This window comes from Flagellimonas beolgyonensis, from assembly GCF_003992615.1.
In the GTDB taxonomy this organism is placed as follows: Bacteria; Bacteroidota; Bacteroidia; order Flavobacteriales; family Flavobacteriaceae; genus Flagellimonas; species Flagellimonas beolgyonensis.
This window is the reverse complement of record NZ_RZMY01000003.1, coordinates 423,395-439,053: the sequence shown is the minus strand read 5'-3', so window position 1 is coordinate 439,053 and position 15,659 is coordinate 423,395. Positions and strand designations below refer to the sequence as shown.

General features: G+C 44.6%; 10 protein-coding genes. 8 read left to right on the top strand and 2 right to left on the bottom strand.

The window, feature by feature from the left end; all coding sequences use genetic code 11:
- Positions 1-4 precede the first annotated feature (4 nt).
- From EO131_RS02850 to EO131_RS02830, 5 genes are all read left to right on the top strand, one after another.
- A complete protein-coding gene (locus EO131_RS02850; protein ID WP_127018829.1) occupies positions 5-979 on the top strand; it encodes a tryptophan 2,3-dioxygenase family protein in 975 nt (324 codons plus the stop codon).
- A 4-nt stretch (positions 980-983) separates the two neighbouring features.
- Positions 984-2,261 carry a M23 family metallopeptidase gene (locus EO131_RS02845; protein WP_127018828.1) on the top strand — a complete coding sequence of 426 codons (1,278 nt, stop codon included), beginning with the start codon at positions 984-986 and terminating at the stop codon, positions 2,259-2,261.
- A complete protein-coding gene (gene pgi / locus EO131_RS02840; protein ID WP_127018827.1) occupies positions 2,261-3,898 on the top strand; it encodes a glucose-6-phosphate isomerase in 1,638 nt (545 codons plus the stop codon). Before EO131_RS02845 ends, pgi begins: the two co-directional genes overlap by 1 nt.
- A gap of 172 nt (positions 3,899-4,070) precedes the next feature.
- On the top strand, positions 4,071-6,752 hold the full coding sequence (locus EO131_RS02835; protein WP_127018826.1) for a TonB-dependent receptor: 2,682 nt from the start codon (positions 4,071-4,073) through the stop codon (positions 6,750-6,752).
- 99 nt (positions 6,753-6,851) lie between these two features.
- The gene (locus EO131_RS02830) at positions 6,852-7,289 is read left to right on the top strand and encodes a hypothetical protein (RefSeq protein WP_127018825.1); all 438 of its coding nucleotides are present in this window, start codon (positions 6,852-6,854) and stop codon (positions 7,287-7,289) included.
- 27 nt (positions 7,290-7,316) lie between these two features.
- On the opposite strand, the gene EO131_RS02825 is transcribed toward EO131_RS02830, so the two are convergent.
- Positions 7,317-8,354 carry an endonuclease/exonuclease/phosphatase family protein gene (locus EO131_RS02825; protein WP_127018824.1) on the bottom strand — a complete coding sequence of 346 codons (1,038 nt, stop codon included), beginning with the start codon at positions 8,352-8,354 and terminating at the stop codon, positions 7,317-7,319.
- A 102-nt stretch (positions 8,355-8,456) separates the two neighbouring features.
- Here EO131_RS02825 and EO131_RS02820 point away from each other — a divergent pair, with 102 nt between their 5' ends.
- Entirely contained in the window at positions 8,457-11,183 is a 2,727-nt protein-coding gene (locus tag EO131_RS02820; RefSeq protein WP_127018823.1) for a TonB-dependent receptor, read from the top strand.
- 11 nt (positions 11,184-11,194) lie between these two features.
- A complete protein-coding gene (locus EO131_RS02815) occupies positions 11,195-12,556 on the top strand; it encodes a DUF5689 domain-containing protein (protein WP_127018822.1) in 1,362 nt (453 codons plus the stop codon).
- Between the two features lie 57 nt (positions 12,557-12,613).
- Here EO131_RS02815 and EO131_RS02810 read toward each other — a convergent pair whose 3' ends face one another.
- Positions 12,614-13,144 carry a lipid-binding SYLF domain-containing protein gene (locus EO131_RS02810; RefSeq protein ID WP_127018821.1) on the bottom strand — a complete coding sequence of 177 codons (531 nt, stop codon included), beginning with the start codon at positions 13,142-13,144 and terminating at the stop codon, positions 12,614-12,616.
- 231 nt (positions 13,145-13,375) lie between these two features.
- Here EO131_RS02810 and katG point away from each other — a divergent pair, with 231 nt between their 5' ends.
- A complete protein-coding gene (gene katG / locus EO131_RS02805; RefSeq protein WP_417935580.1) occupies positions 13,376-15,595 on the top strand; it encodes a catalase/peroxidase HPI in 2,220 nt (739 codons plus the stop codon).
- Positions 15,596-15,659: the final 64 nt, after the last annotated feature.

Genomic DNA, 15,659 nt, shown 5'->3' with positions numbered 1-15,659 from the left:
ATTGATGAAGCATGATGCAAAAATTGAATCCCAGATCAACAAACTTGAGGAAAAGTACAAAAACTCGGGCCAAGACCTGAGCTCCTATTTGGATGGGCTCCTGTACCAAAGGTTCCTGACCTATTGGGACTATATACATTTGGACACCCTTCTTAGTTTGCAGGTACCACGCACCCATTTTCCCGATGAAGAAATCTTCATCATGTACCACCAGATCACCGAGCTTTATTTTAAACTTATCCTTCATGAGCAAAAACAGATTGTGGAGGACAAATCCCAAGATGTTGTCTTCTTTACCGAAAAGGTGAGAAGGATCAACAACTATTTTAAAGCGCTGATTTCCTCTTTTGGTATTATGATCAAGGGGATGGAGCGGGAACAGTTTCTTCGATACCGAATGGCTTTGTTGCCGGCAAGTGGATTTCAATCGGCCCAATACCGGATGATCGAAATTTATGCGACACCGTTGGAAAACCTGTTGCACAGATCAATTCGGAAGAATGACCATAGTGATGAAAGTATTGAGGAGCTTTACGAGAACATCTATTGGAAAAGAGGCGCGACAGATTTGGCCACTGGGGAAAAGACCCTGACCTTAAAACAATTTGAGATCCGATACACGCCACGCTTGTTGCGTATTGCCAACCAAGTAAAGGATAGCACCATTTACCACAAGTATCTTCAATTGCCGGAAACCTCAAAAAACAACGAGGAATTGATTCAAGCATTGAAGGAACTCGATTTGAACGCCAACGTAAATTGGCCCTTGATGCACATGGGTTCTGCCTACCGTTATTTGGGCAAGGAAGGCAAGGAAGTGGACGCCACCGGAGGGACCAATTGGAAAGAGTATTTGCCGCCCAGTTTCCAGAAAATAATATTTTTCCCAACTTTGTACTCAGATTATGAGTTGGATACATGGGGAAAACAATGGGTGGACCACATTTTTAACCCAGCAAGTAAAGAATACAAGGAATAGGAAAATGCGAAAATTTATTGGGGCAATATTGACACTGATGGTTTTGGTGTCGTGCAAACAAACTAAGGAACCGGTAGACGAAATAGTAGAGGTTGAGCCTATTGAACAACCTCCCGTATTGCATTACGGATTTAACTTGGAAGAGTTCAATGTGGTTTGGGATACGGTCCGCCGGGGTGATAGCTTTGGCGAGCTCATGTTGAAAAATAAGGTGGATTACCCCAAAATTGCCACCATATCGGAAAATTACCGGGATACATTCGATGTACGCAAAATAAAAGTCGGCAAGCCCTACCTCATCTTAAAATCCAAGGATACTTCCGAAGTGGCAGAGGTCTTCATCTACCAAGACGATAAAATCAACTATACGGTTGTGGATTTAAGGGATTCTGCCGTGGCCTATAAAAGCAAACGTAAGGTAAAGCATATTGAAAAGGAAGTGGGCGGAATCATAAACAGTAGTCTTTCCGAGGCCATGGACAATCTGGGCGTCGATTATGGCGTTACCATTGCCCTTTCTGAAGTGTACGCCTGGTCCATCGACTTCTTCAAATTGGAAAAAGGGGACAAGTTCAAGGTTATTTTTGATGAGCGATATATCAACGACACCATTTATGCCGGCTACGGGCCTATTAAGGCTGCATTGTTCGAGCATAAAGGAAGAACCATTTATGCGTTCCCCTATGTGACCGATTCCCTGAAGAACATCTTGGACTATTATGATCAAGACGCCAATAATCTTCGAAGCACCTTCTTAAGGGCGCCCATTAAATTTGGCTATCGCCTATCATCCAGGTACAACCTAAAACGAAGGATTGCTTATTACGGCTACAAGGTGCGTCCCCACAAAGGAACCGATTATGCCGCACCCGTTGGAACACCCATCATTGCCACTGCCGACGGAACAGTTGAAGAATCTACCCGCCGAGGAGGCAATGGAAAATATGTAAAGATCAAGCACAACAGTATATACAGTACCCAATACCTGCACATGAAGGCCCAAAAAGTGAAAAGGGGCGAATTTGTGCGTCAAGGCGACGTGATTGGATGGGTAGGTATGACAGGAAATACCGGTGGCCCCCACGTTTGTTATCGCTTTTGGAAAAACGGAAGGCAGGTGGACCCATTACGGGAAGAGCTGCCATCTGCAGAGCCTATTGTGGACTCGCTAAAGACCGACTACATGGCACACATCCAACCCTTGAAAGATCAGTTGGACTGTATTGAGTTTATTGATCCTACCCCAGAACCCGAAGAAACGTTAATCACTTACAACCAGTAATGGCACTACCCACCATCAACCCAACCGCTACAAAAGCCTGGAACAACCTTTTAGTACACTTTAACAATACCAAGAATACACATTTAAGAGATCTTTTTGCTTCCGACAATGATCGTGGCAGTAGATTTTCCTTGAAATGGAACGATTTTTTGGTGGACTATTCCAAAAACCGAATCAATGGCGAAACCATGGCATTGCTATTGGAACTTGCAGAAGAGATCGGACTTTCCAAAGCAATTGAAGGTTATTTTGGTGGCGAATTGATCAACCAGACCGAGGGAAGGGCAGTACTTCACACAGCCCTGCGCGCCAAAAAAGGGGACACGGTTTTGGTCGACGGAGAAAATGTGGTGGAAGAAGTATACCAGGTCAAACAAAAAATCAAGTCATTTTCGGAAGCTGTGATTTCTGGTAATCGAAAAGGACACACTGGTAAAGCATTCACCGATGTTGTGAACATAGGCATCGGAGGCTCGGACCTAGGTCCGGCAATGGTCACAGAGGCACTAAAATTCTATAAGAACCACCTAAAGGTCCACTTTGTGAGCAATGTGGATGGTGATCATGTGCATGAAACCTTAAAGGAGCTCGACCCGGAGACCACTTTGTTCGTTATTGTATCCAAGACCTTTACCACCCAAGAAACGTTGAGCAATGCGTTGACTATTAAGAAATGGTTCTTGAAATACGCCTCCGAGAAGGATGTCAAAGATCACTTTGTCGCCGTTTCCACCAATCTTGAAAAAATAAAGGAATTTGGGATAGCCGATGAAAATGTTTTCCCCATGTGGGATTGGGTAGGGGGCCGCTTTTCACTTTGGAGCGCGGTGGGCCTATCCATAGCCCTTTCGGTAGGGTTTGAAAATTTTGATCAGCTATTGTCCGGTGCACATGAAATGGATAGCCACTTCAAGGAGACCCCATTCCAGGAAAACATTCCGGTGATTCTGGCTTTGATCAGTGTGTGGTACAACAATTTTTATGGCGCCGAGACCGAAGCCATTATTCCCTACACGCAATACTTGCACCGTTTTCCAGCTTATCTACAGCAAGGAATCATGGAAAGTAACGGAAAGAGCATGGACCGGAATGGACAAAGGACTGCCTACCAAACAGGGACCATTATTTGGGGAGAACCCGGTACCAATTCCCAACACGCTTTTTTCCAGTTGATCCACCAGGGCACCAAATTGATTCCAACCGATTTTATCGGGTTTAAAAAATCGTTGCATGGCGATGCGGACCATCACCATAAATTGATGGCCAATTACTTTGCGCAGACCGAGGCCCTGATGAACGGTAAGACCCCCGAAGAGGTTCGACAAGAATTGAAAGCACAAGGCCTATCAGGTGCCGAACTCGAATCGTTATTGCCTTTTAAAGTCTTCGAGGGCAACAAACCTACCAATACCATATTAATAGATAAACTGACGCCAAAAAGTTTAGGGAAATTGATTGCGTTGTACGAGCATAAAATTTTTGTGCAAGGGGTGGTTTGGAACATCTTCAGTTTCGACCAATGGGGCGTTGAATTGGGTAAACAGCTTGCGAAAAATATTTTGAACGATATCGAAAATTCCACAATTGGCAATCACGATAGCTCCACAATGCATCTTTTGCAATATTTTAAGGGGTAAATTGCTAGTTCGATATTAAAGGGATTGTTCCCTAAACAATTGTTTATCAACATCTTTTGTTTGTTAATTTAGTGTTAACTATATTAGCCCGATTTTAACTTTGGCTTAATGGCAGTGTGTCAAAAATACAGCACATTTGCAGGGCTAATTAAACACTTAAACACTGAATTAAATGAAAAGAATCTACTTGGCTTTTGTCGCGTTATTGATGACGACATTTGCATTTTCACAAGGAACTCTTACTGGTACGATTGTTGACGGCGAGCTTGGCGGTCCACTACCAGGTGCTAGTGTCATGGTTAAGGGCACCAGCACAGGTACATCAACTGACTTTGATGGAAACTTTACTTTGGACGTAAACCAAAGTTCCGGAACATTGGTTATTTCCTACATCGGATTTGTAACCAAAAACGTTCCTTTTTCTACTACAGGTAGCTTGGGAACCATTTCTTTGTTTCCCGATGCTGAGGAATTGGGTGAGGTTGTTGTTGTTGGTACAGGTATTATTGACCTTGCCAAGGACAGAAAGACCCCAATCGCGGTTTCTTCGGTTCCTGTAAAGATCATTCAAGAGAAAATTGGTACCCAAGACGTTACCATGACCTTGGTGAACACCCCATCTGTATACGTGTCCGGACAATCTGGAGGTTTCGGGGACACCAACATGAGGGTTAGGGGTTTTGATCAAGATAACACTGCTTTCCTTTTGAACGGTCAGCCGATCAACGGTATGGAAGATGGTTTGATGTACTGGTCCAACTGGTCTGGTCTTAACGATATCGCTTCCGCTGTTCAGATCCAAAGGGGTCTTGGTTCTTCCAAATTGGCCATCTCTTCTGTAGGTGGTACTGTAAACTTTGTGACTAAGGCAACCGAAATGAACGAAGGTGGTTTCGCCTACGCTACAGTGGCCAACAACAACTACATCAAAACATCTGCTGGTTACAACACCGGTATTTCTGAAAAAGGATGGGGTTTGAGTGTTATGTTGTCTCACTGGCAAGGTGATGGTTACAACGAAGGTAACTTCGGTGAAGGTCAGACCTATTTTATTTCTGCCGGTTATAGACCTAACGACACCCATGGATTTAACTTCTTGATCACTGGTGCTCCACAGTTCCACGATCAAAACTTTACCAAATCCATTTCTTCTTACTTGGAGTATGGCAGAAGGTACAACAACAACTGGGGTACTTATAAAGGTCAGTACTTGACCGAAAGAAGAAACTTTTACCACAAGCCAGTGGCCAACTTAAACTGGGACTGGAACATCAGTGAAACAGCTAGCCTTTCCACCGTATTGTATGCCTCTTGGGGTAACGGTGGTGGAACCGGAAACTTGGGTAACCGTATCCGTACTGCTGAGGGTCGTATCGACTATGATGCGATTTATGCCCAAAATGCTGCTGTGACCAATGGTGATGCTGTAAGTTTTGGTTCAGAGCCGGCATACATTACCCGTGCTTCCATGAACTTGCACAACTGGTATGGTTTGATCTCGAACTTCGAGAAGGAATTGAGCGATAACTTAACTTGGAACGTCGGTTTCGATTTGAGAACCTACTACGGAAAACACTTTAGGGTTGTTTCCGATTTCCATGGATTGAATTCTTGGTCAGAAAACGTTCGTTTGAGAGATCAAAACAACAACCACGAGACTTACGGTACATTTGGTACCTATAAGAGAGTTACTGCTACTGAAAGCTTTAGGCCTTCTGCATGGCAAGCTGCTTTCAACTCGTACCCAGAAGATCAAAAAATTGCCTATAGCAACGACGAGCGCATCTCTTACGGAGGTTTGTTCACCCAGTTGGAATATGCAACAGATACCTTCTCTACGTTCTTCCAAGGATCTATTTCCAACCAATACCACCAACGTTTTGACTTCTATCAATATGCCGACCAAGCATTGATTGATGGTACGTCATCACAGGCAACCGGTACGCCACTTCCTGCAGGGATTGAGCCAGGAACTGATTCTGAAAAAGTGAACAACTTTGGTTACAATGCAAAAGGTGGTTTCAGCTACAGCCCAACCATGCAGCATAGCTTCTATGGTAACGTGGGTTACTACAACCGTCAGCCATACCACGATAACATCTATTTGAACTTTACCAACCAAGTAAACCCATTGACCGAAAATGAAAAGATCTTCGGATTGGAAGCAGGTTATGGTTTCTCAAGTGCAATCTTCTCTGCCAACGTGAACTTGTACCGTACCTCTTGGAAGGATAGGGTAGTGACCAGTTCTGACATTGTGGACGATGTAGTGACCTTTGAGTCCAACTTCGGTACAGAGCAATTGCACACCGGTGTGGAAGTTGATTTCAAATTGCGTCCAGTGGATGGTTTGTCCATCAACGGTTTTGCTTCCATCGGGGATTGGGTATACAAAGGTGATGCCGTTACCCAAGTTACTGATGAAAACAGAAATGTGATCAGTTTTGAAACTGAGGATTTTGATGGTGGAAAAGTAGGTGGTGCAGCCCAAACCTCTGGCGGTCTTGGATTTGCTTACCGAATCAACAAAATGATTTCTGTGGATTCTGATTGGAGATACTACGCCGATTTGTACTCTGATGTTGGAGCCATCAAAGAAAACTTGAAGTTGCCTTCTTTCAACATTTTGGATGCCGGTGTAACCTTTAGAATGCCTTTGGGTGCCGACAAGACCAAGCAATTGAAGATCAGGGGTAACGTAAACAACGCCTTGAACACCATATACATCTCTAGGTTGACCACCGCGAGATTTGTGGAGCCAGGTGATGAAACCTATAACGGGCTTAATGTATCCAACCAAGGGTACTTTGGATGGGGTAGAACTTGGAACGTTACCTTGCGTTACGATTTCTAATCCTAACCGTTTAGATAAATTAAGGAGGCCCTTCCAGTAACGGAAGGGCTTTTTTTATGTTCAAAATTCCGTACTTTTAAACCTCAAACTATACCACACATGGAAATTATTAAGAACCTGCACTCCTATTTGGCCTATATTGTTTTGGCTGTTTTGATCATCGCCGTTGTCAATGCCTTACTGGGCTGGATGGGCAAAAAGGACTTTACCATGCACAAGGACCTTCGCATCAGTCTTTTTGCGTTGATATTGACCCACATTCAATTGTTGGTGGGGTTGATTCTTTACTTTATATCGGACAATGGCCTTAAGGCCATCCAATCGTTGGGCATGAGCGGATTAAATGCCCCTGCGCGCTTGTTGGCCGTGGAGCACCCATTTGTGAACATCATTGCAGTGGCCTTGATCACCATCGGTTGGTCACGTCATAAAAAGTTTATGGAGAACGATAAAAAGTTCAAGACCATTTCCATTTTCTACGGTCTGGGCCTTTTGTTGGTATTGAGCCGTATTCCCTGGCGCCAGTGGTTGGGGTAAAATGGCATTCCTGAGAAAGCTGGAATCTCATTCCACTTCCTTGATCAAGTATATAAACGCGGGAAAGTGATCGCTATACCCTGCGGTGTAGGTGCCACCCGAATATGTGCGCAAGGGATAACCCTTAAATCTCCCTTTTTCAGTTTTAAGAAATGAAGGTGCAAACAAGCCTGCTTTCCAAAAGGTTAAGGTGTTTCTATGTTCACCGACCAGGTTTGGGGTCATAAAAATTTGATCGAACAGATTCCATTTGTCTCCATAAGCCAAAGAGCCGATTCCTTTTTTGAACAGCTTTTCCATGGGATTGTACAGACTCAAACTATCCAATTTTGCAATATCATCCTTTGTTTTAAGGATAACTTTCAAGCTTTTGTCAATGGGATCGTCGTTCAGGTCGCCCATGGCGATGATTTTGGAATCGGGATTTAAATCTTGTATCGAATCAATGATGCGTTTGTTCAATAAGGCAGCTCGAATTCTGTGGGGCTCACTTTTGGCCGGACCTCCCCTTCTGGAAGGCCAATGGTTCACCAAAAAGTAAATGGGCTCATTGTCCATTATTCCGCCAACCACCAATTGATCACGGGTGTATTTCCTCTGCCCAAGATCATCAAATAACAGTAGGCGATGACTTTTGAAAGAAGTTGGCAAATACGAGCCCTTTTTATACAATAGTGCTACATCAATACCGCGTTCATCTGGGGAATCAAAATGGATGACATCATATCCCTTATTGCTTAAATTGGGATGGCGGACCAATGCTTCCACAACCTGTCTGTTTTCCACTTCGCACAGTCCAATAACATCTGGGGATGTTTTGGATACGTCTGCTCCAATTTGGGACAACACCGTGGTCAAGTTAGCAATCTTTTGTTCCAATCGTTCTTGGGTCCAATGATAACGACCTTCAGGCGTACGGTCATCATCAAAGGTGAGGGAATCATTTTCTGTATCGAAAAGATTTTCACAGTTATAGAACGCAATGGTTCTTATGAGGTAATTTTTGGACTGCTGTCCATGTAGTGAGGTCGATATTAATACAAGTAGGCATATTAATAATCGCATGTTATTTTGAATTTGCGTCCAAAATAAGTAAGATTGTTAACTTTTCTCACTTTCCGGAGAAAAATATAACCCCAACATTGTTTAAATAACCTACTTAAAGCTATGAGAACAGCTATGTTATGTGCTGTGCTCTGGGGTTCTATTTTGCATGGGCAACAGGGTACGGTAATTTCGGGCAGTGTCCATGAACGGGGTGTAAATGCCCCAATCGGTAAGACTAGCCTTGCCTTTGAAGGCACTTCACTTCAATTTTTTACTGATAACAAGGGTCATTTTCAATTTGATGCTACCATGCAAGGTGAACAAATACTGGTAGTATCAGCCCCCGACTTTTTGAGCAAAAGGTTTGTACTGTATCTGGATGGTTCACCTATTGATTTGGGCGCCGTTTACCTTGAAAGGGATATTGAACAGGAGCAAACGGATAACCTGATTACCCTTACCGACACGGAACTTTTGGATGATGAAATGGCGGGTACCGGAGGTTTCGGTTTGTTGCAATCCACTCGCGATGTGTATTTGAACCGTGCAGCCTTCGATTTTGGCCAGGCCTTTTTTAAGGTCCGTGGCTACGATTCCAGAAATGGCGAAGTATTGCTCAACGGTATCCCCATGAACAAGTTCTTCGATGGCCGGCCGCAATGGAACAATTGGGGTGGATTAAATGACGTACTTCGGAACCAGGAATATACCAATACCCTTGCCGTAAATCCGAATACCTTCGGAGGAATTTTGGGCAATACGAACATCAACCTTCGACCTTCGGGAATGAGGCCCGGCACCCGGTTGTCCAGTTCCCTGTCCAATCGCACCTATCGGGGCCGTCTGATGGCTACCTATGCTTTGGGGTCAAAAGCGAATGGGCTGGCCTATGCTTTCTCCGCCTCTCGAAGATGGGCCAGTGAGGGCTATGTGCAGGGAACACTGTATGATGCCTATTCTTTGTTTGGTTCGGTGGAATATCAGTTCAATCGCCGAAACAACATTTCGATAACCTCGATTTTGGCAAGCAATCGGCGCGGACGTTCCGCAGCCCTTACAGAAGAGGTTTTTGAATTAGTGGGAAACCGGTACAATCCGTATTGGGGGGAACAGGAAGGAAAAATTAGGAATGCAAGGGAACGAAAGGTCATGGAACCCATTTTTCTGTTGAACTATATCCACGAGAGTGAAAAAATCGAATGGAAAACCGGATTGGGCTATCAAACTGGGGTGAACAAGCGAAGTCGATTAGGCTACTTCAATGCGCCAAACCCTGACCCCACCTATTACAAATATGTGCCCAGTTATCACATTAACAGTCCTTTGGGGGCCGATTTCATCAATGCCAGCTTGGCCAAGGAAGCGTTTTTGGAAAATCCACAATTGTCTTGGGATCAAATGTATGCGGCCAACCAAAATACGGAAGGTGCGGCAGCGTATTTGCTCTCCGATGATGTAACCGAAGATAAGACAATAACAGCCAATAGTACATTCAAGTACAGAATAAGTACGCCAATGGAAATGGGTGTTGGAATACATTATAGGTCAACGAATTCGGCAAATTATGCCTTATTGACGGATTTATTGGGCGCTGAATTCCATAACGATCTGGATACTTTTTCCAATACCCATAACGATACCGGTGGTAGTTTACAGAAAATAGAGCAAGACAAATTTGGCTATAATTACGGGTTGGAATCTTCCCTGTTCGGCGGGTTTGGTCAATTCCAAACCACCTTTAAAAAATGGTCGGCCTTTGCTTCTGTTGCCTTTTCAAACTTTGCTACACAGCGGAACGGACTTTTCACCAATGAACGTTATCTGGAAAATTCATTTGGGCCAAGTGAGGAAGTGACATTTTCGAATCTTGGATACAAGGGCGGAGTAACCTATTTCGTTACAGGCAGGCATTGGATCACGGGCCAAGCGGCAAAGTTGGAACGCCCACCAACCCTTCAAAATATTTTTATCAACCCAAGGGAAAACAATGCGGTGGTCCCCGATATCCAAAAGGAACTATTGACCACGGTGGATTTGAGCTATCATTTGCGATTGCCAACACTCACAGGTCGTATCAGTGCATTTTACAGTCGTTTTATGAACACCACCGACATCAATTTCTTTTATGTAGATTCTGGATTGGGTTCCGATTTTGTGCAAGAGGTCATTACCGGTTTAGATCGATTGCACAAGGGCATTGAATTTGGATTTGAGTATGAAGCCTCTTCCAGTGTAAAGTTGACCATTGCCGGTAATCTGGGTCATTATACCTATGCCAGTGATCCAAATGTTGAAATCAATTTCGACACTTCCGGGGAGGATGTGATCAGTATTGATGGAGTTCAAGATTTGGGAATTGCAGGCTTGAAAGGACTGAGATTAGCCCAAGGTCCCCAAACAGCATTGGCTTTCGGAGTTAATTATCGATCGCCCAAGTATTGGTGGATAGGTGCCACGGCCAATTACCTTACCCATAATTACATCAATGTTTCCACCATCGCACGAACCAACAGTTTTTTGCTGGACCCGGAAACAGGTGTTCGTTTTCCGGATGCCACGGCGGAAAATGTTACCAATGCATTACGTCAACGAAAATTGGAGGATATCTATTTGCTCAATTTGGTGGGCGGAAAATCGTGGTTGTGGGGCAAAAAGTACATCAGTGTTTTCGCCAGTGCCAGCAATCTTTTTGATTTGATATATAGATCGGGGGGCTATGAACAGAGTCGAAATGGCAACTATGGTCAATGGCAAAAGGACAACCTGAGTGGCACACCCTCATTCGGACCCAAGTATTGGTACGGCTATGGACGAACCTATTTTTTGAATCTGGCGATAAGCTTTTAACTCTATTGAACATGAAAAATTTACTATACACCACCTTTGGATTGGCCTTTTTCCTATTTGTGGTTTCCTGTGTGGATAACAACGAATTTGGAACTCCTGAAACAGCTTGCAATGATGATGTACAAACCAACATCACCTTCGCCGAACTCGATTCTTTGGCAGGGGAAGAAACCCTTCAAATTAAAGAAGACTTAATCCTGGAAGGATATGTGATTTCTTCAGACGAGGCAGGCAATTTTTACAATGTGCTGTATCTGCAAGATGTTGCTTCAAACCCAAAAGCGGGGTTGCAGATAAAGATTGAGTTGAGCAATTCCCATTTGTTCTATCCGGAGGGAAGCAAAGTGAAGGTGAAATTGCAGGACCTCTATGTGAAGCAAAAGGAAGAAAATCTGGAATTGGGCTGTGCTTTTTCATCCTTTGGGAATATTTCCATTGGCCGATTGCCTTCACAAAAGGTGATGGAACATATTTTGTTGTCCTGTGATAATGATGAAGCAACCCCATTGATCACCTCAATTTCCGCTTTGGATACCCTTTCGGCAAATACTTCGGTAAGAATCGAAAACCTTGAATTTCAGGATGAGGCATTGGGCCAACCTTTTGCGGAGCCGGAGGAAGAAACGGAACGTACCCTGCAAGATTGTGAAGAAAACCAGGTGATGCTGATTAATAGTGGATATGCCGATTTTCAAGCAGAACTGATTCCCGAAGGCAATGGCGCTATTACAGGAATTTTAGTCAAAGAGGGCACAACGCCCAAATTGATGATCCGAACGTTGGATGATATTGACTTCACCAACGAACGCTGTCCGGAAATAATCACCGAGTTCACATCAAACGAAATTTTTATCTCGGAACTGGCCGACCCCGATAACAATGCAGGGGCACGCTTTGTGGAACTGTATAATGCCTCCACGAAACCTTTGGATCTGAATTTATGGACCCTCCACCGCTACACCAACGACAATATGGAGGTAAGTTCTTCGATTGATCTGTCCGGCTTGGTCATCGGAGCGCAAAGTACGCTGGTGATTTCACCCAACTCCCAAGAATTTGAAATGGTCTACGGTTTTCCACCTGACTTGGCCGTTTCCACCAACAGTCCGGCCGACTCCAATGGGGACGATAATCTGGAACTGGTGGACCCGTTCGGCACCGTGATCGATGTTTTTGGGGTGATTGGTGAAGACGGTTCCAACACCAACCATGAGTTCGAAGATGGTAGGGCTTTTCGAAACATGGATGTTATGAAAGGGAATCCCGTGTTCACTTTTTCAGAATGGACCATTTTTAACGATACGGGCGATGCGGGCACCATAAAACTGCCCCAAAACGCCCCACAAGACTTTACTCCAACCAATAGGAATTGATTAAATAAAAAAGGGCCCACGTTCAACCGTGGGCCCTTTTTATACTTTCAATATGCCTTAAAACGCCTTAAAACCAAATTTTTGGCCACCCACCGAGGCGTCGGCCATCAATCCCGCCTTGGGCAGGGCGAACACGGCCACCCCGTCCTTATATTTGGCGTTAAAGGCAATGCCTGATTTTAAGGCCACGGCAGAAGTCTCCGCGGCAAACTCGAACTTGCCCTCCGTAAACCGTTCCAGGTCCACATCGGTCTCAAAAAAGATGACCTCGATAATGGCCTGCCCACCGGCCTGCAATCCAATGTTCAGTTTTTTAAGGTCGGCCATGCCAATGGCATTTCCGTTTTCATAGACCACTCCGTTTCCAGAGGCACCACCGATAATAAAACCGCCCTTGCCCACATTGGGGAAGATCACATAGCCGGCCGATTCATTAAAAAAGCGTTCCAGCCCAGAATCGGCCTTCAAAAGGGTTTGCTTTGCCTTAACGGCATCGTTCATTATTTTTTGGTCCTTTTTATTCTGTGCCATGGCACTGCCACCTAAAACCAATAAGGCGACAAATGCAAGTGTTCTGATTGTCTTCATAATAAATGTTTTCACGTTTCATACAAAATTAGCAAAGGATACAACGGGAATGGGCCCAAGAATAGCCAAATAATGTTAAGGAAACCCAAGGTATTTGATTTATCGATTTGGATTTTCTTCACAATAGACAATAGTTATGATTGAATAGTATTTTCATATGAATTACTTATGATAACAGGGGCCATTTTCGTATTTTTAGGATGCGAAAAAATCTATAAACAACATACGATCATGAGTAAAGAAATGGCAAACGGGGCAGATGCAAGTCAATGCCCATTTTTAAGCGAAGTTGCCGGAGGAGGTACACAAAATGAAGATTGGTGGCCCAACCGACTAAAGTTGGAACTTTTGAGCCAACATTCAGAAAAATCCAATCCGCTAGGGGAGAAATTCAATTATGCAGAAGAGTTCAAAAAGCTGGATTACGAAGCACTTAAAAAAGATTTATTGGATGTGATGACCGATTCACAAGACTGGTGGCCCGCCGATTTTGGCAGCTATGCCGGCTTGTTTATCCGTATGGCCTGGCACAGTGCCGGTACGTATCGCGTGCAAGATGGCCGTGGAGGCGGTGGACGTGGTCAGCAACGTTTTGCACCCCTTAACTCTTGGCCAGACAACGTTAGCTTGGACAAAGCCCGTCGTTTGTTGTGGCCCATCAAACAAAAATATGGTCAGAAAATCTCCTGGGCAGACCTTATGATCTTGGCCGGAAACGTAGCCTTGGAATCGACCGGATTTAAAACCTTTGGTTTTGCAGGTGGGCGTGAAGACGTTTGGGAGCCCGATCAAGATGTATACTGGGGTAACGAAACCGAATGGTTGGCTACGAGTGATACGCCAAACAGCCGCTACTCGCACAATAAGGAAGAACGTGACTTGGAAAACCCGTTGGCCGCCGTGCAAATGGGATTGATCTATGTGAACCCAGAAGGACCGGACGGTAACCCTGACCCAGTGGCTGCTGCACATGACATTCGCGAAACGTTTGCGCGTATGGCCATGGATGATGAAGAAACCGTTGCTTTGATTGCTGGAGGACACACCATCGGAAAAACACACGGTAATGGAGATGGCGAAAAAGTAATGATGGATGCAAATCCAGAAGCAGCAGATTTGGCATCACAAGGCTTTGGATGGGAAAATAAAAATGGTACAGGAAAAGGACCCGATGCCTTCACGTCAGGTTTGGAAGTAATTTGGACATCAACCCCCGTGAAGTGGAGCAACGATTTCTTTAAGTTCTTGTTCGAATACGAGTGGGAATTGACCAAAAGCCCTGCAGGTGCACACCAATGGGTCGCTTCAAATGCGGAGGCTATTATCCCAGATCCATTTGGGGGACCAAACAGAAAACCAACCATGTTGACCACCGACTTGTCGTTGCGTTTCGATCCTGCCTATGAAAAAATTTCACGTAAATTCTACGAGGACCCAGAGGCTTTTGCAGATGCCTACGCCCGCGCTTGGTTTAAGTTGACCCACCGTGATATGGGACCACTTTCCCGCTACCTAGGGCCTGAAGTGCCGAAGGAAGAATTGGTATGGCAAGATCCTATTCCAGCAGTGGATTATACTTTGGTTGATGCTGCTGATGTAAAAGCATTGAAAGCAAAAGTATTGGATTCCGGTCTTTCCGTTTCCGATTTGGTATACACCGCTTGGTCTTCAGCTGCTACATTCCGTGGTGGGGATAAGCGAGGTGGTGCCAACGGTGCACGCATCAACTTGGAGCCAATGAAGAGCTGGGAAGTGAACAAAGGAACCCAAAAAACCATCAAGGTTTTGGAGGGCATCAAGGATGAATTCAACAGCAATGCCACTGGAGGTAAGAAAATCTCTTTGGCCGATATGATCGTGTTGGCAGGTAGCGCCGCAGTCGAAAAAGCCGCCAAAGAAGCTGGTGTTGCCACAGAAGTACCATTTGCTCCAGGGCGAAACGATGCCCGTCAAGACCAAACGGAGATAGAATCTGTGGACTATTTGAACACGCCTTATGACGGATTCCGTAATTATGTGGTTGAGGGCGTAAAAGTTCCTGCTGAACATTTGTTGGTGGATAAAGCCCAGTTGTTGACCCTTACCACACCCGAAATGACGGCTCTTGTTGGAGGTCTGCGTGTTCTCGGCGCCAATTTTGACGGTTCGAGACATGGTGTGTTTACGGATAACATCGGGGTGTTGAGCAACGATTTCTTTGTGAACTTGCTCGACATGTCTACCGAGTGGAAGGCTGCCAACGAAGAAAAATCACTTTATGAAGGTCGTGATCGTAAGACAGGCGATTTTAAATGGTCAGGAACCCGTGTAGATTTGGTATTCGGTTCCAATTCAATCTTGCGAGCCTTGGCCGAAGTATACGCTTCGGAAGATGGCAAAGCGAAATTTGTGAAAGATTTCGTGGCTGCTTGGACCAAAGTAATGAACCTTGATCGTTTTGATCTGGCTTAATTCGATTTAAAAGAAAAAGAAAATTAAGGTAAAGACTGCCATGACCCTGAACGGTTGTGGCAGT

Bases quoted from the DNA above. Each gene is read 5' to 3' on its own strand.
- EO131_RS02850 (WP_127018829.1), top strand. From the start codon at position 5: ATGAAGCATGATGCAAAAATTGAATCCCAGATCAACAAACTTGAGGAA.
- EO131_RS02845 (WP_127018828.1), top strand. From the start codon at position 984: ATGCGAAAATTTATTGGGGCAATATTGACACTGATGGTTTTGGTGTCG.
- pgi (WP_127018827.1), top strand. From the start codon at position 2,261: ATGGCACTACCCACCATCAACCCAACCGCTACAAAAGCCTGGAACAAC.
- EO131_RS02835 (WP_127018826.1), top strand. From the start codon at position 4,071: ATGAAAAGAATCTACTTGGCTTTTGTCGCGTTATTGATGACGACATTT.
- EO131_RS02830 (WP_127018825.1), top strand. From the start codon at position 6,852: ATGGAAATTATTAAGAACCTGCACTCCTATTTGGCCTATATTGTTTTG.
- EO131_RS02825 (WP_127018824.1), bottom strand. From the start codon at position 8,354: ATGCGATTATTAATATGCCTACTTGTATTAATATCGACCTCACTACAT.
- EO131_RS02820 (WP_127018823.1), top strand. From the start codon at position 8,457: ATGAGAACAGCTATGTTATGTGCTGTGCTCTGGGGTTCTATTTTGCAT.
- EO131_RS02815 (WP_127018822.1), top strand. From the start codon at position 11,195: ATGAAAAATTTACTATACACCACCTTTGGATTGGCCTTTTTCCTATTT.
- EO131_RS02810 (WP_127018821.1), bottom strand. From the start codon at position 13,144: ATGAAGACAATCAGAACACTTGCATTTGTCGCCTTATTGGTTTTAGGT.
- katG (WP_417935580.1), top strand. From the start codon at position 13,376: ATGAGTAAAGAAATGGCAAACGGGGCAGATGCAAGTCAATGCCCATTT.